The sequence below is a fragment of the Micromonospora sp. NPDC005220 genome, assembly GCF_040607895.1.
Lineage (GTDB): Bacteria > Actinomycetota > Actinomycetes > Mycobacteriales > Micromonosporaceae > Micromonospora.
Map to the genome: position 1 here is coordinate 1 of NZ_JBEXHP010000027.1, position 18,761 is coordinate 18,761.

General features: G+C 71.1%; 18 protein-coding genes and 2 pseudogenes. 12 read left to right on the forward strand and 8 right to left on the reverse strand.

Translation table 11 applies throughout. From position 1 onward, the window contains the following. Nucleotides 1-26: 26 nt before the first annotated feature. On the reverse strand, nucleotides 27-527 hold the full coding sequence (locus ABZU52_RS13780) for a roadblock/LC7 domain-containing protein (protein WP_354971391.1): 501 nt from the start codon (nucleotides 525-527) through the stop codon (nucleotides 27-29). A 253-nt stretch (nucleotides 528-780) separates the two neighbouring features. On the opposite strand from ABZU52_RS13780, the gene ABZU52_RS13785 reads away from it, so the two are divergent. The 3 genes from ABZU52_RS13785 to ABZU52_RS13795 are packed head-to-tail and all read left to right on the forward strand — an operon-like array spanning nucleotide 781 to nucleotide 3,294. Then, entirely contained in the window at nucleotides 781-1,134 is a 354-nt protein-coding gene (locus ABZU52_RS13785; protein ID WP_354971392.1) for a VOC family protein, read from the forward strand. Between the two features lie 42 nt (nucleotides 1,135-1,176). Further along, nucleotides 1,177-2,442, forward strand: a complete 1,266-nt coding sequence (locus ABZU52_RS13790) for a deoxyguanosinetriphosphate triphosphohydrolase (RefSeq protein ID WP_354971393.1) — start codon at nucleotides 1,177-1,179, stop codon at nucleotides 2,440-2,442. 15 nt (nucleotides 2,443-2,457) lie between these two features. Further along, nucleotides 2,458-3,294 (forward strand): siderophore-interacting protein, encoded by an 837-nt coding sequence (locus ABZU52_RS13795; RefSeq protein ID WP_354971394.1) that lies wholly within the window; start codon nucleotides 2,458-2,460, stop codon nucleotides 3,292-3,294. Nucleotides 3,295-3,300: 6 nt separating this feature from the next. Here the strand turns inward: ABZU52_RS13795 and ABZU52_RS13800 are convergent, their stop codons facing one another. From ABZU52_RS13800 to ABZU52_RS13815, 4 genes and pseudogenes are all read right to left on the reverse strand, one after another. Further along, nucleotides 3,301-3,705 (reverse strand): type II toxin-antitoxin system VapC family toxin, encoded by a 405-nt coding sequence (locus ABZU52_RS13800; protein ID WP_354971395.1) that lies wholly within the window; start codon nucleotides 3,703-3,705, stop codon nucleotides 3,301-3,303. Continuing rightward, nucleotides 3,702-3,986, reverse strand: a complete 285-nt coding sequence (locus ABZU52_RS13805; protein ID WP_354971396.1) for a type II toxin-antitoxin system prevent-host-death family antitoxin — start codon at nucleotides 3,984-3,986, stop codon at nucleotides 3,702-3,704. The genes ABZU52_RS13800 and ABZU52_RS13805 overlap by 4 nt, the downstream gene beginning before the upstream one ends. 298 nt (nucleotides 3,987-4,284) lie before the next feature. Beyond that, nucleotides 4,285-5,100 carry a low temperature requirement protein A gene (locus ABZU52_RS13810; RefSeq protein WP_354971397.1) on the reverse strand — a complete coding sequence of 272 codons (816 nt, stop codon included), beginning with the start codon at nucleotides 5,098-5,100 and terminating at the stop codon, nucleotides 4,285-4,287. Nucleotides 5,101-5,137: 37 nt separating this feature from the next. After that, nucleotides 5,138-5,470 (reverse strand): annotated as a pseudogene (locus ABZU52_RS13815) (low temperature requirement protein A); the annotation flags it as partial. Between the two features lie 113 nt (nucleotides 5,471-5,583). On the opposite strand from ABZU52_RS13815, the pseudogene dnaG reads away from it, so the two are divergent. Next, a pseudogene (dnaG, locus tag ABZU52_RS13820) lies at nucleotides 5,584-7,486 on the forward strand (DNA primase). Further along, a complete protein-coding gene (locus ABZU52_RS13825) occupies nucleotides 7,487-8,023 on the forward strand; it encodes a hypothetical protein (protein ID WP_354971398.1) in 537 nt (178 codons plus the stop codon). A 9-nt stretch (nucleotides 8,024-8,032) separates the two neighbouring features. Here ABZU52_RS13825 and ABZU52_RS13830 read toward each other — a convergent pair whose 3' ends face one another. Then, nucleotides 8,033-9,052 carry a TAXI family TRAP transporter solute-binding subunit gene (locus ABZU52_RS13830; RefSeq protein ID WP_354971399.1) on the reverse strand — a complete coding sequence of 340 codons (1,020 nt, stop codon included), beginning with the start codon at nucleotides 9,050-9,052 and terminating at the stop codon, nucleotides 8,033-8,035. Continuing rightward, the gene (locus ABZU52_RS13835; RefSeq protein ID WP_354971400.1) at nucleotides 9,049-11,406 is read right to left on the reverse strand and encodes a TRAP transporter fused permease subunit; all 2,358 of its coding nucleotides are present in this window, start codon (nucleotides 11,404-11,406) and stop codon (nucleotides 9,049-9,051) included. Before ABZU52_RS13835 ends, ABZU52_RS13830 begins: the two co-directional genes overlap by 4 nt. A gap of 142 nt (nucleotides 11,407-11,548) precedes the next feature. Here ABZU52_RS13835 and ABZU52_RS13840 point away from each other — a divergent pair, with 142 nt between their 5' ends. After that, on the forward strand, nucleotides 11,549-12,481 hold the full coding sequence (locus ABZU52_RS13840) for an ABC transporter ATP-binding protein (protein ID WP_354971401.1): 933 nt from the start codon (nucleotides 11,549-11,551) through the stop codon (nucleotides 12,479-12,481). 331 nt (nucleotides 12,482-12,812) lie between these two features. Here the strand turns inward: ABZU52_RS13840 and ABZU52_RS13845 are convergent, their stop codons facing one another. Next, the gene (locus ABZU52_RS13845; RefSeq protein ID WP_354971402.1) at nucleotides 12,813-13,040 is read right to left on the reverse strand and encodes a flavin reductase; all 228 of its coding nucleotides are present in this window, start codon (nucleotides 13,038-13,040) and stop codon (nucleotides 12,813-12,815) included. A gap of 269 nt (nucleotides 13,041-13,309) precedes the next feature. Between ABZU52_RS13845 and ABZU52_RS13850 the strand changes: the two genes are divergently transcribed. The 6 genes from ABZU52_RS13850 (at nucleotide 13,310) to ABZU52_RS13875 (ending at nucleotide 18,683) form a co-directional block, all read left to right on the forward strand. Next, entirely contained in the window at nucleotides 13,310-14,098 is a 789-nt protein-coding gene (locus ABZU52_RS13850) for a helix-turn-helix transcriptional regulator (protein ID WP_354971403.1), read from the forward strand. Continuing rightward, on the forward strand, nucleotides 14,089-14,280 hold the full coding sequence (locus ABZU52_RS13855; RefSeq protein ID WP_354971404.1) for a DUF397 domain-containing protein: 192 nt from the start codon (nucleotides 14,089-14,091) through the stop codon (nucleotides 14,278-14,280). The genes ABZU52_RS13850 and ABZU52_RS13855 overlap by 10 nt, the downstream gene beginning before the upstream one ends. Before the next feature lie 231 nt (nucleotides 14,281-14,511). Further along, nucleotides 14,512-15,300 carry an ABC transporter permease gene (locus ABZU52_RS13860; protein ID WP_354971405.1) on the forward strand — a complete coding sequence of 263 codons (789 nt, stop codon included), beginning with the start codon at nucleotides 14,512-14,514 and terminating at the stop codon, nucleotides 15,298-15,300. A 42-nt stretch (nucleotides 15,301-15,342) separates the two neighbouring features. Next, entirely contained in the window at nucleotides 15,343-16,152 is an 810-nt protein-coding gene (locus tag ABZU52_RS13865) for an ABC transporter permease (protein ID WP_354971406.1), read from the forward strand. 64 nt (nucleotides 16,153-16,216) lie between these two features. Further along, on the forward strand, nucleotides 16,217-17,242 hold the full coding sequence (locus ABZU52_RS13870; RefSeq protein WP_354971407.1) for a YihY/virulence factor BrkB family protein: 1,026 nt from the start codon (nucleotides 16,217-16,219) through the stop codon (nucleotides 17,240-17,242). Between the two features lie 262 nt (nucleotides 17,243-17,504). Then, on the forward strand, nucleotides 17,505-18,683 hold the full coding sequence (locus tag ABZU52_RS13875) for an ROK family protein (protein WP_354971408.1): 1,179 nt from the start codon (nucleotides 17,505-17,507) through the stop codon (nucleotides 18,681-18,683). Nucleotides 18,684-18,761: the final 78 nt, after the last annotated feature.

Genomic DNA, 18,761 nt, shown 5'->3' on the forward strand with positions numbered 1-18,761 from the left:
CCGGTAACCCCGGCCGCCGCCGACGCTCAGATCGGCGGGCGACGCCAGGTGGGTCGGGACGAGCGGCGCAACTGCGCAGGCAGGGTCGCCATCGGGGTACGGGTGGCCAGCGGGGCGTGCGCGTCCGGCACGGAGGGCGCGCCGACGCCTCCACCGCGAACGTCCAGGAACGAGCCGGCCCGGCGGGCCACCGCCCGAGCCTCCTCGTGCAGCGCCTCCAGGTCCCCCGCGGCCGACGCCGTGACGAGGGTCAGCAGGGCGCTGCGCCCGGCCGGGTAGGTCACCACGCAGCCGGCGGTGGTACACACGACCGACTCCCGGAACTCACCCTGCCGGACGGTGTCGGCCACCCGGTGACCGAGCCCGAAACTCGCGGCGGCGAGCGCGGCGAGATGGGTGGCGTCGGTGCTGGGTAGGTCGCTGGAGATGAGCAGGCCGTCGGTGCCCGCGAGCACCGTGCCGGCGATGTCGGGTCGGCGCCGGCGCAGCCCGCGTAGCTCCGTTCCCATCACCGTGTCTGCGTCCACGAGCGTTACCCCTCACCGGTCGGGCTCTGCGTGTCAGTCAATGGTCACGTTCCGCGCTGGGAACGCTACCGGTGGCGACTGCCGACCGCGAGCCCGTAACCCTCGGCAATCGGTTGGCAACTGGGGGCCAATCGGTGGTTGCGTGCCCTTCGTCGATGCGTCGGGGGCGGGTCGGACAACGGGGGCGGGCGTAATCTTGGCTCGCTCAGACACGGCCGATTGAGCGCCGCGTCGAACGGGAAGAGGTGACTGCATGACCAGTGTCTGGGAGAGCCTGACTGTCGACGCCCGCGATCCGGCCCGACTGGCCCGTTGGTGGGCCGAGGCGCTCGGCTATCAGGTCGTCACCGAGAAGCCCGACGAGGTGGAGATCCGCCAGTCCGCCGACCGCCTGCCCGGCCTGGTCTTCGTGCCGACGACCGAGGGTAAGGAGCGCAAGAACCGGCTGCACCTCGACCTGCGCCCCGCCAACCAGGAGGCCGAGGTCGAGCGCCTGGTCGACATGGGCGCCCGGCACGTCGACATCGGTCAGCGCGACGTCGAGTGGACGGTGCTGGCCGACCCGGAGGGCAACGAGTTCTGCGTGCTGCGTGCGCGCGAGGAGTGAGCCGGTTTTGCGAGCCCCGCAGTCGCGGACGACGGCAGCGTCGTGAACGGGAGGAGTGACCGGGCGGACGCGCGGCTGGTCGAGGAGCCGCCCAAGGACACCGGGCATCGCCGGTCGCCGTACGAGCGCGACCGGGCCCGGGTGCTGCACTCGGCGGCGTTTCGCCGGCTGGCCACCAAGACCCAGGTGCACACCGCCGGCACCGACGACTTCCTGCGTACCCGGCTGACCCACTCGTTGGAGGTGGCTCAGATCGCTCGGGAGATGGGTGCCCGGCTGGGCTGCGACCCGGACGTGGTGGACGTCGCGGGGCTCGCGCACGACCTCGGGCACCCGCCGTTCGGGCACAACGGTGAGGCCGCCCTGGATCTGCTCGCCACGCCGTGCGGTGGCTTCGAGGGCAACGCGCAGACCCTGCGGGTGTTGACCCGTCTGGAGGCGAAGGTGCTCGCCCCGGACGGCTCGTCCGCCGGGCTGAACCTGACCCGGGCGTCGCTGGACGCCATCGGCAAGTACCCGTGGCCGCGCCGGCCGGGGGAGCGCAAGTTCGGGGTGTACGCCGACGACACGGCCGTTTTCGACTGGATCCGGGCCGGCGCGCCCGGCGACCGGCGCTGCCTGGAGGCCCAGGTGATGGACTGGGCCGACGACGTCGCGTACTCGGTGCACGACGTGGAGGACGGCATCCACGGCGGCTACGTCACGCTGCACCCGCTGCTCACCGACGCCGACGAGCGGGCCGCGCTCTGCGCCGACGTGGCCGACGCCTACTCCGGGGAGTCCGCGGACGACCTGGCCGAGGTGCTCGTCGATCTGCTGGCCGGCCCGTTGCTCGCCCCGCTCGCCGGGTACGACGGCAGCCATCGCGCGCAGGTCGCGTTGAAGGCCACCACCAGCGGGGTGACCGGGCTGTTCGTGTCCGCGGCGGTGGCTGCCACGGAGGAGCGCTTCGGTCCGGGCCCGCACCGCCGCTACGGCGCCGACCTGGTGGTGCCCCGACTGGTCCGGGCGCAGTGCGCGCTGTTGAAGGGCATCGCGCTGCGGTACGTGATGCGTCGCAGCGGCTTCCGGGGCCGCTACGAGCGGCAGCGGGCGATGCTGGCGGAGTTGGTCGCCGCGCTGGTTCGGCGCGCCCCGGACGGGCTCGACCCGATCTTCGCCGCGCTGTGGCGGGCCGCACCGGACGACGCGGCCAGACTGCGGGTGGTGATCGACCAGGTCGCCTCCCTGACCGACCCGGCGGCGGTGACCTGGCACACCCGCCTGGTCGGCAACGGGACACCCCCGATTGGCCACGAGCCAACTTAGGCTAGCCTAACTGGTATGACGGAACGCCCCAGGAACGTCACCTCGGCCCGGGTGCTGCGCACCGAGCGGCCCACCCCGCACCTGATCCGGCTCGTCCTCGGTGGGGACGAGCTTGCCGGCCTGCCGGTGGGCGAGTTCACCGACCACTACATCAAGGTGGTGTTCCCGCAGCCGGGGGTCACGTACCCGCGGCCGTTGGACCTCGCCGCGATCCGCCGGGACCTGCCCCGGGAGCAGTGGCCCCGGCTGCGCGCGTACACGGTACGGAGCTGGGACCCGCTGGCCGGGGAGCTGACCGTCGACGTGGTGCACCACGGTGACGAGGGGCTGGCCGGTCCGTGGGCCGCCGCGCTGCGTCCCGGCGATCCGGTGCACTTCGTCGGCCCCGGCGGCGCGTACGCCCCGAACCCGGACGCCGACTGGCATCTGCTGGTCGGCGACGAGAGCGCCCTGCCGGCGATCGCCGCCGCCCTGGAGCGGCTGCCGCTGGGTGCCCCGGCCCACGTCTTCGTGGAGGTCGCCGACCCGGCGGAGGAGCAGAAGCTGCTCAGCCCCGGAGCGGTCGAGCTGACCTGGCTGCACCGCGGCGAACGCCCGGTGGGCGAGGCGCTGGTCGCGGCGGTCCGGGCGTTCGACTTCCCGGCCGGCCAGGTGCACGCGTTCGTGCACGGCGAGGCCGCCTTCGTCCGGGACCTGCGCCGGCTGCTGCGCGGCGAGCGGGGCGTACCGCTCGGGCAGCTCTCCATCTCCGGCTACTGGCGACGTGGCATGGACGACGAGGGCTGGCGCTCCACCAAGGCCGACTGGAACCAGCAGGTGGCGGCCGAGGAGATCGCCGCCCTTCCCGGGTGACCGGGCTCAACTCTGTCGTTCGTCGAGGCCTGGAGCCGAACAGGGCAGCCCGAGGGAGTGAGCGACGTCGAGCATCCGCTTGTCGTAGGTGACCAGTGTGGTCAGCGCGGGACCGATGATCTGCGCGCTCGCTACGTGAATGGCGTCCAGCGTTCGGAGTCCGGTCGGCAGGGACGCAGCGGCGTCCCGCACCTCCTCGGTGAGCAGGATCTCGGTGAAGCTGCGCACGAGATCGGTCATCGCGTCGGGAAAGTCGCCCATGCGGTCCAGCGTTCGGACGGTCTCCACGAACCCGAGGGTGCTCGTGCCCATGGGTAGGCCGGGATACCCGGCGAGGAAGTCCCGCAGCTCCGTCGCGTACGAGCGGCCTGAAACCAGGGTGATGATGGCCGAGGCGTCGAGGTAGATCACCGCTCGTCCTCGGCCCGCTCGGCCAGCAGCACGTCCAGTGGATCCGCGCCGTCCGGCAGTGCAAACCGGGGGACTTGGTCAAGGTCACTCGTAGTGGTGGCCTTGAGCTTGATCACGCCCTTGGCTACCAGCGGAGCGTAACGCCCCAGGGCGCCCGAACCCGGCAACAGGACGGCGATCACCTTGCCATGTCGGGTGATCTCGATCGTCTCGCCCTGCTCGGCCCGGGCGAACATTCCGCTTGGGTTGTACGAGAACTCGCGCACGGAGACGCTGCTCATTCCTGCACCTCCCAGGGTGTGCCTACATGCAGCTCATCGTACCCACGTGAGTGTCGTACGTGGCGCCCTGATTGCCGTACCCCGACACGCGGGAGATCGCCGAGGCAGGGCAGGATGTACGGCGAGCGGGACGAGCAGAATCTGCCCAGCCCAGCCCCGGCGCTGTCGAGTTGACCTGGCTGCACCGTGGCGGCCCGCCCGGTGGGCGAGGCGCTGGTGGCGGCGGTACGCGAGCAAGGCCGACTGGAACCGGCAGGTCGCCGCCGAGGAGCAGGCCGCTGCCTGAGCATCGGTCGGCTCAGTCCTCGGCCGTCGCGGTGAGTCGCCGGGTGAGCAGCACCGCGTACCCGACGACCGCCAGCGAGAGCACTGACAGCATCAGCTTCGGCTCGTGCACTGTCGTGGTGATCAGGATGGTCGAGCCCACGCCGTAAAGGGCGATGCCCAGGCGACCGATGCTCGGCCGGTTCCACACCCAGTGCAACGCCAGTCCGCAGAGCATCCAGACGGTGATCGAGGCGGCCAGCACGAGCCGCAGCTCCATCGGCAGCCGGGCCACCTCGTCGTCGGCCAACCGGACCATCTGCCCGAGCGCCCAGCCGAGCGGCAGCAGCGCGCCGCCGAGCGGGATGTGCAGGTAACTGTACGTCTGGCCGCCGCGCAGCCGCCGCCGTGACTGGCGGGTGGTGACGAAGGTGGTGTAGACCCACCAGACCGCCGCCGGCACCAGGAACGCCAGTCCGGCCGTCACGATCATGTGCGGCCGGGGATGGTCGGGCACCGCGAAGAGGAGGCTGGCCAGTGCGCTCCCCAGCACGATGATGGTGAACTGCCCGATCCGTTCCGGCAGGTGCTGGTCGTCGACCGGAAACCGGTTCAGCCAGCGCTTGCCGACCCACGGGGTGGCCAGCTCGATGAGCATCGCGACGATCCACAACGTCGGGCGCGTGTCGGTGGGTGCGACCAGCGAGGCCAGCCAGATCAGCCAGCCCGACCCGAAGCCGAGCAGGTAGATCGTGGTCACCGTACGGGCCATCGGGCCGGTCGGCCGAGCGCGCAGGTACAGCAGGAGCAGCACACCCCGCACGATCAGGTATCCCACCGGCAGGAGCACGCTCTCCGGCACCTCGTCCGCCCCGCGTGATCATCCCCGCGCCGACCAGCGCGACCAGCACCAGCAGCCGGTGCGGCACGTCGTCCGGGTCGAAGCGGGTGTCGTAGAAGACCTGGCCCAACCAGGCCCACTGGACCACCACGAAGAGCCCGAGCACGGCCAGCACGGTGCTCGGTGACGGGGTGGGGTCGTCGCCGAGCCGGCGGACCACCGCCGCGAGCGCGTACACGAAGATGAGGTCGAGGAACAGCTCCAGCCAGGTGGCGTGCCGTTCGCCGGTCTCGTCGGACTGGGGGCCCCGCCCGCGCAACCGCAGCCGACCGGTCACCCATTCCGGTGGCCGGGGCCCGTTCGCGCGTACCCGGCGCATCTGGTCATGGTCCCCGCGCGGACCCGGCCTGCGGGCCGGAACCGCCTAGCCGGCAGCGGTGGTCGCCACACCGGCGTCCCCCGGCCGGCGTGTCGTCGGTCCGGCAGGGCAGGATGTACGGCGAGGGGGTGGCGCATGGCTGGGCGGATCCGGGACGAGGACATCGCACTGGTCCGGGAACGCACCTCGATCGGGGATGTGATCTCCGAGACGGTCACCCTGAAGTCCGCCGGTGGCGGCAACCTCAAGGGTCTGTGCCCGTTCCACGACGAGAAGAGTCCGTCGTTCAACGTGTCTCCGGCCCGCAACGTCTGGTACTGCTTCGGCTGCGGGGCCGGCGGCGACGCGATCAAGTTCCTGATGGACGCCGACCACCTCAGCTTCGTGGAGTCCGTCGAGCGGCTGGCCGGCCGCGCCGGCATCCAGCTGCGCTACATCGAGGACGACAAGGGCACCCCGCGCCCCCGCCCGCAGCAGGGTCAGCGGCAGCGCCTGGTCGCCGCGCACGCCGCCGCCGTCGAGTTCTACCGGGGTCAACTCGGCACCGCCGGCGCCCGCCCGGCACGGGAGTTCCTGGCCCGACGGGGCTTCGACCGGGCCGCCGCCGAGCGCTACGGCTGTGGTTTCGCGCCGGACGGGTGGGACCTGCTCACCAAGCACCTGCGCCAGCAGGGCTTCACCCACCAGGAGCTGGTCACCGCCGGGCTGTCCCGGGAGTCCCGCTCCGGCACCCTGATCGACCGGTTCCGCCGCCGGTTGCTCTGGCCGATCCGCGACCTGGCCGGCGACGTGATCGGCTTCGGTGCGCGCAAGCTCTTCGATGACGACGACGGCCCGAAGTACCTGAACACCCCCGAGACGCCGATCTACAAGAAGTCGCACGTGCTCTACGGCATCGACCAGGCCAAACGGGAGATCGCCAAGCAAGGGCGTGCGGTGATCGTCGAGGGTTACACCGACGTGATGGCCTGCCACCTCGCCGGCGTGACCACGGCGGTGGCCACCTGCGGCACCGCCTTCGCCGCGGACCACATCTCGGTCCTGCGGCGGCTCCTGTTCGACAGCGACGAGGTGGCCGGCGAGATCATCTTCACCTTCGACGGTGACGCCGCCGGGCAGAAGGCCGCGCTGCGCGCCTTCGAAGACGATCAGCGCTTCGTCGGGCGTACGTTCATCGCGGTCAGCCCGGACAACATGGACCCGTGCGATCTGCGGCTGGCCAAGGGCGACCTGGCGGTGCGTGACCTGGTCGCCCGCCGCGAGCCGCTCGTCGACTTCGCGCTGCGACACGTGATCGGCCGCTTCGACCTGGACACCGTCGACGGCCGGGTCGAGGCGATGCGGCACGCCGCGCCGCTGGTCGCGCGACTCAAGGACCGGGAGAAGCGCCCGGAGTACGTCCGCAAGCTCGCCATGGACCTCGGCATGGAGATCGAGCCGGTGCAGCGGGCGGTGCTCGCCGCCGGCAACACCGCGCCGTCCGGCACCCGCGACGCCGCCCCCGCCGCCCGGCCGACCTCGGCCCGCCCCGAGCCGGCGGTGGACAGCCCGCAGTCGATGGTCGAGCGGGAGGCGCTCAAACTCGCCCTCCAGCAGCCGGTCCTGGCCGGGCCGATGTTCGACGCGGTCGAGGCCACCGAATACCGCCACCCGGTGCACGTCGCGGTGCGTACGGCCATCGCGGCAGCCGGTGGTGCCGCGTCGGCGACCGGCGGCGCGGTCTGGATCGAGTCGGTCCGCGACGCCTGCGACGACCTGGCGTCCGCGGCGCTGGTCGGTGAGCTGGCCGTCGAACCACTGCGGATCGACGGCGAACCGGACCCGCGCTACGTGTCGATCACCATGGCCCGGGTGCAGTTCGGGTCGGTGACCGCCCGGATCCGCGACCTCAAGTCACGCATCCAGCGGATCAACCCGGTCAACAACAAGGACGAGTACTTCGCCGCCTTCGGCGAGCTGCTCTCCCTGGAGCAGCACGCCCGAGCGCTGCGCGAGCAGGCTGCGGGAGGCCTCTAGATGGGACTGTTCAGCCGCAAGCCGAAGCTGCCACCGGCCGACCGGCCGCCGCTGACCGCCGACGAGCGGGTGTTGGCGTGGGCCGCCGCCGGCAACGGCGAGGGCGACGGGGTGGTGGTCGCCACCAACCTCGGGTTGTGGCTGCCCGGCCGAGGGCACCGGCTCGGCTGGCACACCATCCTCAAGGCGGTCTGGTCCGGCCGGGAGTTGACAGTCACACCTGCCGAGCCGGTCGTCGAGCGGGACGGCTACACGGTGGTCGCCGACGGGCCGGCCGAGACGTACCTGCTGCTCGACCCGGGGGAGCTGCCGCACCAGGTGCGGGCCCGGGTGACCCGTTCGGTCGCGTACACCGAGCACCAGCCGGTGCCCGGCGGCGCGGCGCGGGTCGCGGCCCGGCGCGTGGCCGGGGTCGACGGTCTGACCTGGACGGTCCGACTCGACCCCGGCACTCCGGCGGGCGACGAGGCCCTGCTCGCCGAGACCGACCGGCTGGTCGGCGTGGCCCGCGCCGCCACCGCGCCGGCCGACGGCTGACCGGCCGGGTCAGTTCGCGCCGAGGTCGGTCAGCGCCTTCTCGGCGCCGCGGTGCAGCGGCACCGGCAGGGTCCTGCGCGCCTTTTCCAGCGAGATCCCCTTGGCCGCCGGGTTGGCCTGGGCCAGGACGTCGCGCTTGTCGAACACCGTCCGGGTGATCGCGCAGGCCACGTTGGCGTCCAGGTCCTTGCGGACCAGCAGCACGTTGGGCACGACGATGGTCGGGGTGTCGGTCGCCGTCCGGTAGGCGTCCCGCCCGATCGTGCCTTCCTGGTAGCCGGGGCTCAACGCGGTCATCTTCGGCAGCAGCGGCGAGATGTCGACGAACTTCACCGAGTCGCCGGCTGTGGTGAACAGGTCGGTGAGGCCCCCGGTGGGCAGACCTCCCGACCAGAAGAAACCGTCGACGCTGCCGTCCTTGATCCCCTCGACCGTCTTGGTGAGGTCCAGCCGCTGCGCCCGGATGTCCTTGGCCGGGTCGAGGCCGGCGGCCTCCAACAGCCGGTTGGCGATCACCTCGGTGCCGGACTTCGGTGAGCCGGTGGAGATCCGCTTGCCCCGCATGTCGGCCACCGAGGTGATCCCGGAGTTGGTGCGGACCACCACCTGCGTGTAGTTGTCGTAGATCCGGGCCAGCGCCTGCACCGGCTGCGGCGCGGTGAAGCTGCCCTTGCCCTCGACCGCGTTGACCGCCGTGTCGAACAGCGAGAACGCCACGTCGTACTGGCCACCGACGAGTTGCTCGATGTTCTGCACCGACGCGCCGGTCTCGGCGGCGGTGCCGGTGAGCTTGCCGCCGGTCGCCCCGGACAACTGCCCGGCCAGGGCGTTGCCGACCACGTAGTAGACGCCATTCGCGTTGCCGGTGGCGATGCCGACGCGGGTCTCCCGGGTCACCTCGCAGGTCACCTCGCTGGCCGCATCGTCAGTGGCCGCGCCGCCCTGCTGACCGCCACAGCCCGTGGCGCCGGCCGTGACCAGGGCGAGCACGCTCAGGCCCGCCGCGAGCCGTACGTCGATTCGTCTCACATCTTCTCCTCTGTTCGGGGCCGCGACCGGCCGATGGATCCGCGTCGGACGAACACGCCCACCACCGCGACGACGGCCAGCGCCACGCCGACAGTGACCGGCACGGGTTCGAGCCAGAGCATTGTGATGCCGGCCAGGGCGCCCAGCACGCGCTCCGGGACGCCGGCCGGGCCCACGCCGGGCAACCAGCCACCGGCGGCGACGGCGAGCACCGCCACGCTGAGCGCGGTGACGACGGCCGCGAAGGCGATCCGCGGGACACCACCGATGCCGAGCAGACCGAGACCGGCCGGCGTGATGACGAACGCGATCGGGGTCAGGTACGCCGGCAGCGCGTACCGCAGGGTCTGCCACATGGTCGGCACCAGCCGGCCGCCGGTGACCGCGGCGGCGGCCACCGCGGCGAGCGCGGTCGGTGGGGACACCTCGGACAGCACCGCGAAGTAGAAGACGAACATGGCCGCCGCCGGCGCGGTGACGCCCAGGTCGAGCAGGGCCGGACCGACGATCACCCAGCCGATCACGAACGACGCGGTGACCGGCACGGCCAGGCCCAGCAGGCTGAGCGCGACGGCGGCGAGCAGCGCGGTGAGCACCAGCACCAGCGTCGGGTCCGACGTGACGGCCTGCGCCCCGCCGATCAGCAGCGCCGCCGCCTGCGGCCCGAGGCCGGTCTTCGTGGTGGTCGCCGTGATGATGCCGGCGGCGGCGCAGACCGCGGTGACGGCGAGGACGCCGCGTACGCCGGTGACCAGCGCGGTCACCAGCCTGTGCGGGGTGAGCCGGTGCGCGCGGTCCAGGTAGGAGAACACGGCGGCGATGACGATGGCGAAGACGACCGCTCTCGTCGCGGACATCCCGACGGCGAGGAACACGATGATGGCGATCAGCGAGGCGAAGTGGTAGCCGAACCGGGCCAGCAGCCGCCAGGGCGAGCCGACGTCGATCTCCACGGGGCGTACCCCCGAGCGGCGGGCGTCGACCTCCACGGCGAGCAGGATGCCGAGGTAGTAGAGCACCGTCGGCACCGTCGCCCAGCCCAGCACCTGGAGGTACGAGACGCCCAGGTACTCGGCGATGATGAACGCCGCAGCGCCCAGGGTGGGCGGCGAGAGGATGGCGCCCACCCCGGCCGCGGCCAGCATGCCGCCGGCCCGCTCCGGCGGGTAGCCGGCCCGGCGCAGCAGCGGCCAGGTGACCGCGCCGATGCTCACCGTCGTGGCCGCGCCGGAGCCGGAGACGGTGCCGAGCAGGAAGCCGGAGGCCACCGCCGTCCGGCCGGCGGCGGTACGCGAGCGCCGGAACGCCGCGGCCGACAGCTCGACGAAGAACCGCCCGGCCCCGGACAGCTCCAGCGCCGCGCCGTAGATGGTGAACAGCACGATGTACGAGGCGGCCACGTCGAGTGGCGTGCCGTAGAAGCCGCTGTCGGAGTTGTAGAACGCGTCGACCAGCTGACTGAAGTCGAGCCCGGCGTGCGCGACCGGCCAGGACTGCGGCAGCAACCCGCCGTAGTAGCCGTAGCCGAGGAAGAGCAGGCAGACCGCGGGCAGGATCCAACCGGTGGTCCGTCGACACGCTTCCAGCAGCAGGAGCAGCAGGACGGTGCCCAGCACCAGATCCGTCGGCGCCAGCAGGCCCTGCCGGTCGAGGAACGCGTTGTAACCGCCGCCACCGCTGCCGATCTGGATCGGCAGGACGGGGTAGAGACAGGCCGCCACCGCCAGGGCGACCAGAACCCAGTCGGTCACCGTCGGACCGGTCGACGCTGGCGCCTGGATGCTGTTGTCCGCGCTCCCGGCGCGCCGTCCGCCTAGGCGGGCCGGCAGCCGCAGGTCGGCCGGGTAGGCGAGGAAGACCAGCGGGAGTACGCCGGCCAGGAAGATGATCAGATAGAACTTGCTGCCCTGCGAGAGCGGGCGGAACACCTGCCAGAGGGCGAGAGCGCCGACTGCCAGCGCCGCCGTGGTGAGGAGCAGACCCGCCGGCCCGGTCAGCACCCGTCCCGGCCTCTCGTCCTCGAACTGAGCGGCCAGGTCCCGAGTCGCCCGCTCGGCGACCTCAGGCGTGCTCGGGTCGGGTGTGCTCGGGTCGGGCGTGCTCGGGTCGGGCGTGCTTGGGTCGGGGCTGCTCGGGTCGGGTGTGCTCGGGTCGGGGCTGCTCGGGTCGGGCTTGATCGTGAGGGTGGTGGGGTTGGGCGAGGGGGCGCCGTCGGATTCGGCGGGCCCCGCCGGCTCGGCTCCCGGTCGTGGTCGGGGTGGCCCGCCGTCGGGGTTCGTCGCGGGCCCACCGGCGGGAGAGTTGGCTGGTCGGGCCGGTGACGACGAACCATCGGGCGAGCTGGTGGGCGACACGGAAGGACGATACACGTCGATTGTCGAACGGTGGGGCATCGATCGGCGTTTCGCCACCGGCGGTGCGGACACCGGGTGACCGGCCGGTCGCGGGCGGGTATTTACGTGGAGGGCTGTCGGACCCGGCGGTTAGGGTCGGGCGGTGACTTCGGGGCGACCAATGATTCAGGCTCGCGGGTTGGTGAAGCGGTTCGGCGATTTCACCGCCGTGGACGGCATCGACGTCGAAGTCCGCCCGGGTGAGGCGTTCGGCTTCCTCGGCCCCAACGGCGCGGGCAAGTCGTCCACCATGCGGATGATCGGCTGCATCTCCCCACCCAGCGGGGGTGAGCTGCGCATCCTCGACATGGATCCGGTGGCTGACGGGCCGGCGATCCGGGCGCGCCTCGGTGTGTGCCCGCAGCTGGACAATCTCGATCCGGAGCTGACCGTCCGGGAAAACCTGACCGTCTACGCCCGCTACTTCGGCATCTCCCGCCGGGCGGCCCGGGAGCGCGCCGCCGAGCTGCTCGACTTCGTCCAGCTCACCGAGCGCGCTGACAGCAAGGTCGAGCCGCTCTCCGGTGGGATGAAGCGTCGGCTGACCATCGCCCGCGCGCTGGTCAACGATCCGGAGATCGTGCTGCTCGACGAGCCGACCACCGGGCTCGACCCGCAGGCCCGGCACCTGGTGTGGGAGCGGCTGTTCCGGCTCAAGCAGCAGGGCGTCACGCTGGTGCTCACCACGCACTACATGGACGAGGCCGAGCAGCTCTGTGACCGTCTGGTGGTGATGGACGGCGGGCGGATCGTCGCGGAGGGCTCGCCCCGGGCGTTGATCGAGCAGCACTCGACCCGCGAGGTGGTCGAGCTGCGCTTCGCCGCCGAGTCGCAGGAGCCGTTCGCCGGCAAGCTCGCCGGGCTGGGGGAGCGGGTCGAGGTGCTGCCCGACCGGGTGCTGCTCTACGTGCCCGATGGCGACGCGGCGGTCAGCGAGGTCGCCGCGTTGGGGCTTCAGCCGGCGAACGTGCTGGTCCGGCGTAGCGGTCTGGAGGACGTCTTCCTGCACCTGACCGGCCGCACCCTGGTCGACTGACCGCCGCGACTGATCGTTGGCAGTGTCGCACCCGGTGATCTGCCGGCGGTCGCGGCTCGTCGGGCTCTGGCCCAGGTGAGGTTTCGCCGCCCGTGCCCACCACTCGTTTCGCAGATCTTGGACAGTTTCCGTTACCAGCTAACGGAAACTGTCCAAGATCTGCTCATGTCGCGCGCGATGTGCGGGGGTCCGACTCGGTTTCCGGTGCACCGCGAGGTAGTCCGGCGTTGCGGAGACCTCCGAGTCAGCAACAGGGCGGGTGCGCCGCGCCCACGGCACGCCCACGACGCCGGATTCGGGTCACCCGTGGGCGAGGTTGTACCGCTACCGTTCAACGGGCTCTGGCCCAGGTGAGGAAGCGGTCGGTCAGCCCGTCGTGCCCGGCGAGGTCGCCGGCCGCCTCGGAGAGCAGCGTGGCGAGGTAGATGAGCAGGCCGATCCGGTCCTCGCGGTACTCACCGAGCAGCGCCAGGCGGGCCGGCGAGCAGGGCCACGCCGCGCCGCAGGCCCGGCAGCGCCAGGAGGGGCGTGCCGCGACGTGCGGGCGGTAGCGGGGCATCAGTGCCCGCCGCCGTCTTGAGCCGACCAGCTGAGTCGCACGAGGGAACCTCCATCGGGTGGGTGGGGAGCGCCCCGGATCGGGGGGTCACGGGACGCTCCCCGGCCTGGTTCCGCCCGCCGTCTGATCCCGTGAGCGGTTCCGCTGCGTGACAGTCTGGTGAGGACCCGACTACCGTGGGAGATTCCGCACGCCGACGACCAGCGCGTACGGCGATCGGCCCGGCACGGTACGAGGATGTACGGGGGTTGTCCGTGGAGAGTTCGTCCATGCTGGAGCACTTCGCCGAGGAGCTGCGGCTGGCCCGGGCCACCAGTGGGATGTCGCAGACGGCGCTGGCGGAGGCGTTGAGCTACTCCGGGGCGTTGGTCGCCAAGGTGGAGACGTCCGAGCGGCGGCCGAGTCTCGACTTCGCCCGCCGGTGTGACGCCGTGTTCGGGGCTGACGGTCGGTTCGAACGCATCCAGCGGCGGATCAGCCGGGAGGCCGTGGTGCCGTGGTTCCGCGACTGGGCCGGCATCGAGCAGGAGACCACCGCCTTGCGCTCGTTCGAGCCGCTGTGTGTGCCGGGCCTCTTGCAGACCGAGGGGTACGCCCGCGCACTACTGACCGGCGGCGGCTTGTTCGCGGCGGACGAGGTCGAGCAGCAGGTGGCAACCCGGCTGGACCGTCAGAGACTGCTCACCCGAGACCGGCCTCCGCTGCTCACTGCCGTGATCGACGAGCACGTGCTGCGCCGATCCGTCGGTGGGCCGGAAGTCATGCGCGAGCAAATTCAGCACCTCGTGAAGCTCGGCACGGCGTTCCCGAGGGTCCGAATCCAGGTAGTGCCGACTACCGCCGGTGCTTACGCTGGGCTCGGAGGGCCGTTCGTGATCGCAAGCTCGTCGCAGGGGGAGGATCTTGTCTATCTCGCTGGACAGCGTCACGGGCAGGTCATCGACCGCGCCGAGTACGTCCGTCAGATGGTCGAGGTGTGGGAGTCGATCCGCGGTGAGGCACTATCGCACGGGCAATCCCTCGATCTCATGGCGGAAGTGGCGGAGACATGGATCTAACCGGTGCCCGGTGGCGCAAAAGCATTCGTAGCGGCCCGGATGGCGGCAACTGTGTGGAGGTTGCCAGCAATTTGCCTGGGCTGGTCGCCGTGCGCGACTCCAAGGACCCGACCGGCCCCGTGCTGGTCTTCCCGCCCGACGCGTGGCGCTCGTTCGTCGGCTCCGGCTCCGTCCGCCGGTAGATAGCGGCTACGGCGTCTAGATCCACTCGGCTTTCCGGAAGTTGGGGGATCGGGGTGGGTCTGACACCGCGACTTCCTGAAAACCGAGTCGATCAACGAGCGGGGCCCAGGGCGACGCGGGGACGGGCGCGCGGCGAAACCCGGGCGACACGTCGGCGGGCCCGTCGTAGGGTGACCGGCGGTCTGTCGTACCCCGGAGGTAGACAGGTCGTCGTGGGCGGGGGTGGTCGGGTGAGTGTGGCGGGATCGGCGCGGTTTCCATGGGTGCCGGCGTACGCGGTGTTCGAGCATTACCTGGTGGGTCTGCGACGCACCTGGCGGGCCGGGGTGTTCTCCTCGTTCCTGCTGCCGGTGCTGACCGTCCTCGGCTTCGGGCTGGGCGTCGGCGCCTACATCGACCAGGGCGTCGGCGGGGTGCGTTACCTCGACTGGCTGGTCCCCGGGCTGGTCGCCTCGACCGCGCTCCAGGTGACCGTCGGTGACTCGACCTGGCCGGTGTACAGCAACTTCCAGTGGGTCAAGACCTACTTCGCGCAGGGCGCGTCGCCGTTGCGGGTGGGTGACATCGTGGCCGGGCACCTGGCCTTCGTGCTGTTCCGGGTGCTCACCACGATAACGGCGTTCTTGCTGGTCACCGGGGTGTTCGGGGCGTTGCGGTCGCCGTGGGCGGTGGCCACCCTGCCGGTGGTGGCATTGCTCGGGCTGGCCGTCGCCGCGCCGACCTTCGCGTACGCCGCGTCGGTGTCGAGCGACAGTTGGCTGGCGATGCTGTTCCGGTTCGCGGTCATTCCGATGACGCTCTTCGCCGGGGTGTTCTTCCCGGTCGAGTCGTTGCCCGAGGCGCTGCGCTGGCTGGCGTACCTGACACCGTTGTGGCACGCCGTGGACCTGTGCCGCGCGGCCACGCTCGGCGTCGCCCCACAGTGGTCGATCGCCGGGCACCTGCTCTACCTGGCCGCCTGGGCGCTCGCCGGCTGGTTGCTGGCGGTGCGCGCGTTCCGCCGCAAGCTCGTCATCTAGCGAGCAACAGAGCTAGAGCAAGAAAGCAAGAGAGAGGGTGTCGTGCTCACGCTGATCCTGCCCCGGCTGGTGGACGTATCCGCCGCGTCCCGACGGTCGGCGTCGGTGCTCGAGCGCAACGTCGCGGCGCTGAAGTCGGTCTACTGGCTGCTGTTGCTCTCCGGCTTCGTGGAGCCGCTGCTCTACCTGCTCTCCATCGGGGTGGGTGTCGGCACGCTCGTCGGCGACCTGCCGCTGCCCGACGGGCGGCTGGTCTCGTACGCCGAGTTCGTGGCCCCGGCGATGCTCGCCTCCTCGGCGATGACCGGTGCGCTCGCGGAGACCACCTTCAACTTCTTCGGCAAGATGAAGTACATGAAGCTGTACGACGGGATGATCGCCACCCCGGTACGGCCGTTCGAGATCGCGGTGGGCGAGTTGGGTTGGGCGATGCTGCGGGGCAGCGCCTACTCGGCGGCGTTCCTCGGTGTGATGGTCGCCCTGGATCTGACCAGCTTCGCCCGCGCGCTGACCGCCCTCCCGGCCGCGGTGTTGGTCGGGTTCGCGTTCGGGGCGCTCGGCATGGCGATCTCCACCTTCATGCGCAGTTGGCAGGATTTCGACCTGATCGGCTCCGCGCAGTTCACGCTCTTCCTCTTCTCCGGCACCTTCGTGCCGGCGCAGGCCTTTCCGACACTGCTGCACTGGCTCGTCGAGATCACCCCGCTGTACCGAGCGGTGCACCTGATCCGCGGCGTCACGCTGGGCGGTGGTGGCTGGATCTGGCTGCTCGACGTGCTGTACCTGCTGGCGATGGTGGTGCTCGGCCTGCTGGTGGCTTCTCGGCGAATGACCAGGTTGCTCTACAAGTAGGGGTTATTCAGCCCGGTCGGCGGGGCATGTCGGGAGGTGACACCGCCGACCAGGAGGAGGGGCGATGACCTCGGACGAGTCTTCCGCCCATCGTGAGCGTGAGCGCGACCCCGCCACCACGCCCGTTGGGCCCGACGCGGGCCCGGACAGCCCCACCGACCTGCCGGGCAGTGGGTGGAAGGCGGCGTTCCGCCGGACGATCACCGAATTCCAGGACGACAGCCTCACCGACTGGGCGGCGGCACTGACCTACTACGGGGTGCTGTCCATCTTCCCCGGCGTGCTGGTGCTGATCTCCCTGCTCGGCCTGCTCGGCGAGAGCGCCACCGAGGGCGTCAAGGACACCGTCGACCAGGCGGTGCCGAATGACAGCATCCAGAAGATCATCGAGGGTGCGATCGACACCGCGGGCCGCAACGGTGGCCTCGCCAGCCTCGCCGCGATCTTCGGTCTGCTGGCCGCGTTCTGGTCGGCCTCCGGCTACGTCGGCGCGTTCATGCGCGCCTCGAACACCATCTACGACGTGCCGGAGGGGCGGCCGATCTGGAAGACCCTGCCGATCCGACTCGGGGTGACCGCGGTGATCGGGGTGCTGCTGCTGGCCAGCGCGGTGATCGTGGTCTTCACCGGTCGCCTCGCCGAGTCGGTCGGTGACGTGATCGGGGTCGGCTCGACGGCGGTCACGGTGTGGGACGTCGCCAAGTGGCCGGTGCTGCTGCTCCTGGTCAGCCTGATGTTCGCGATCCTCTACTGGGCCTCGCCGAACGCGCGGCACGGCGGCTTCCGCTGGGTCAGCCCGGGCGGAGTGCTGGCCGTGGTGATCTGGCTGGTGATCTCCGGCCTGTTCGCCTTCTACGTGAGCAACTTCGGTTCGTACGACAAGACGTACGGGACGCTGGCCGGGGTGATCATCTTCCTGGTCTGGCTTTGGTTGAGCAACATCGCGATCCTGCTCGGGGCGGAGTTCGACGCGGAGTTGGAGCGCGGTCGGGCGATCTCGGCCGGTCACGCGGTGGACGACGAGCCGTACGTCGAGCTGCGCGACGACCGCAAGCTTCGCAAGAAGCGCAACTCCGCCGGCCGCCGCTGACGGTCCCGCGCTCAATCGCCCCGCCACCGAGGATCGGCTGGCGGGGCGATTTCGTGGTCGTCGATGGAACTGCGGGCGAGGGGGCGCGGGCGGTCCGTGATCCTTTCCTTGATCGACTAGTAGCTTTTGTTCTTTCGGACAAAAGTTGGTCTCGGAACGGTTGAAGCTCTGGACAGGCGGCGTGGAACGCTCCTACTGTGTCGGACACAACACATCGGCATTGCGTCGATGTGAACGCTGCCAATGAAGAGGGGGCCACCGGGTGCGCACCGTCGACCCCCTACACGTGCGACTGTTGCGGCTGCTCCGCGACGAGGGCGCCGTCTCCCGAGCCGAGCTGGGCGACCGACTCCAGATGCCGCGTCCGCGCATGCTGGCCGAGCTGGATCGCCTGGTGGCACTGGGTTACGTCGCCGAGGCGGGGCTCGCCGCCTCCCGAGGCGGGCGTCGCTCGACGCTTGTCGAGCTGAACCCGAAGCTGCGCTTCGCCGCCGTCGACCTCGGCGCCAGCTCAATGGACGTCGAGGTGGTCAACGGCCGCCTCGAACCGGTGGCCCACTACGCCGAGGTGGCCGACATCCGCAACGGCCCGAAGGTGACCCTGCAACGGGTCAACGAGCTGCTGCACAAGGCCCGGGTCGACGGCGCGTACGAGAAACTGGACGCGGTCGGCATCGGCGTACCCGGGCCGGTCAGCTTTCGCGACGGCGTTCCGGTCTCACCACCGATCATGCCGGGCTGGGACCGGTTCCCGGTGCGCGAGCTGCTCAGCCGGGAGCACGGCTGCCCGGCGGTGGTCGACAACGACGTCAACATCATGGCGATCGGCGAGCGGCACGGCGGGGTCGCCCACTCGGTCGACGACTTCCTCTTCGTCAAGATCGGCACCGGCATCGGGTGTGGCATCTACCTCACCGGCGAGGTCTACCGGGGCACCGACGGCTGCGCGGGCGACATCGGCCACATCCAGGTCGACTCGCACGGCCCGATGTGCTCCTGCGGCAACGTCGGCTGCCTGGAGGCGCTGTTCAGCGGTGCCGCGCTGGCCAAGGACGCCGCCGCCGCGGCCCGCAGTGGGACGTCGCCGGCGCTGGCCGAGCGGTTGGCCCTGCGGGGTGTGGTGACCGCGCTGGACGTCGCCGAGGGCGCCGTCGAGGGTGACGTGACCTGTATCCAGTTGATCCGGGACGGCGGACGGCGGGTCGGCGGGGTGCTCGCCGGCCTGGTCAGCTTCACCAACCCGTCGATGATCGTGATCGGCGGCGGGCTGGCCCAGCTGGGTCACATCCTGCTCGCCGAGATCCGCAGTGTGGTCTACCGCCGGTCACTGCCGCTGGCCACCGGCAACCTTCCCGTCGTCCTGTCCGAGCTGGGCGGCCGTGCCGGCGTCACCGGCGCGGCGGTGCTCGCGAGCGACGTCGCCTTCGGGGAAGCCGCATGAAGCTGTTCGAGATTCCGTCGTGAGCGAGGAGGAGACTGTGGCCCTGCCCGAGGATGACCCCGCCACCGCGTCGGCCGA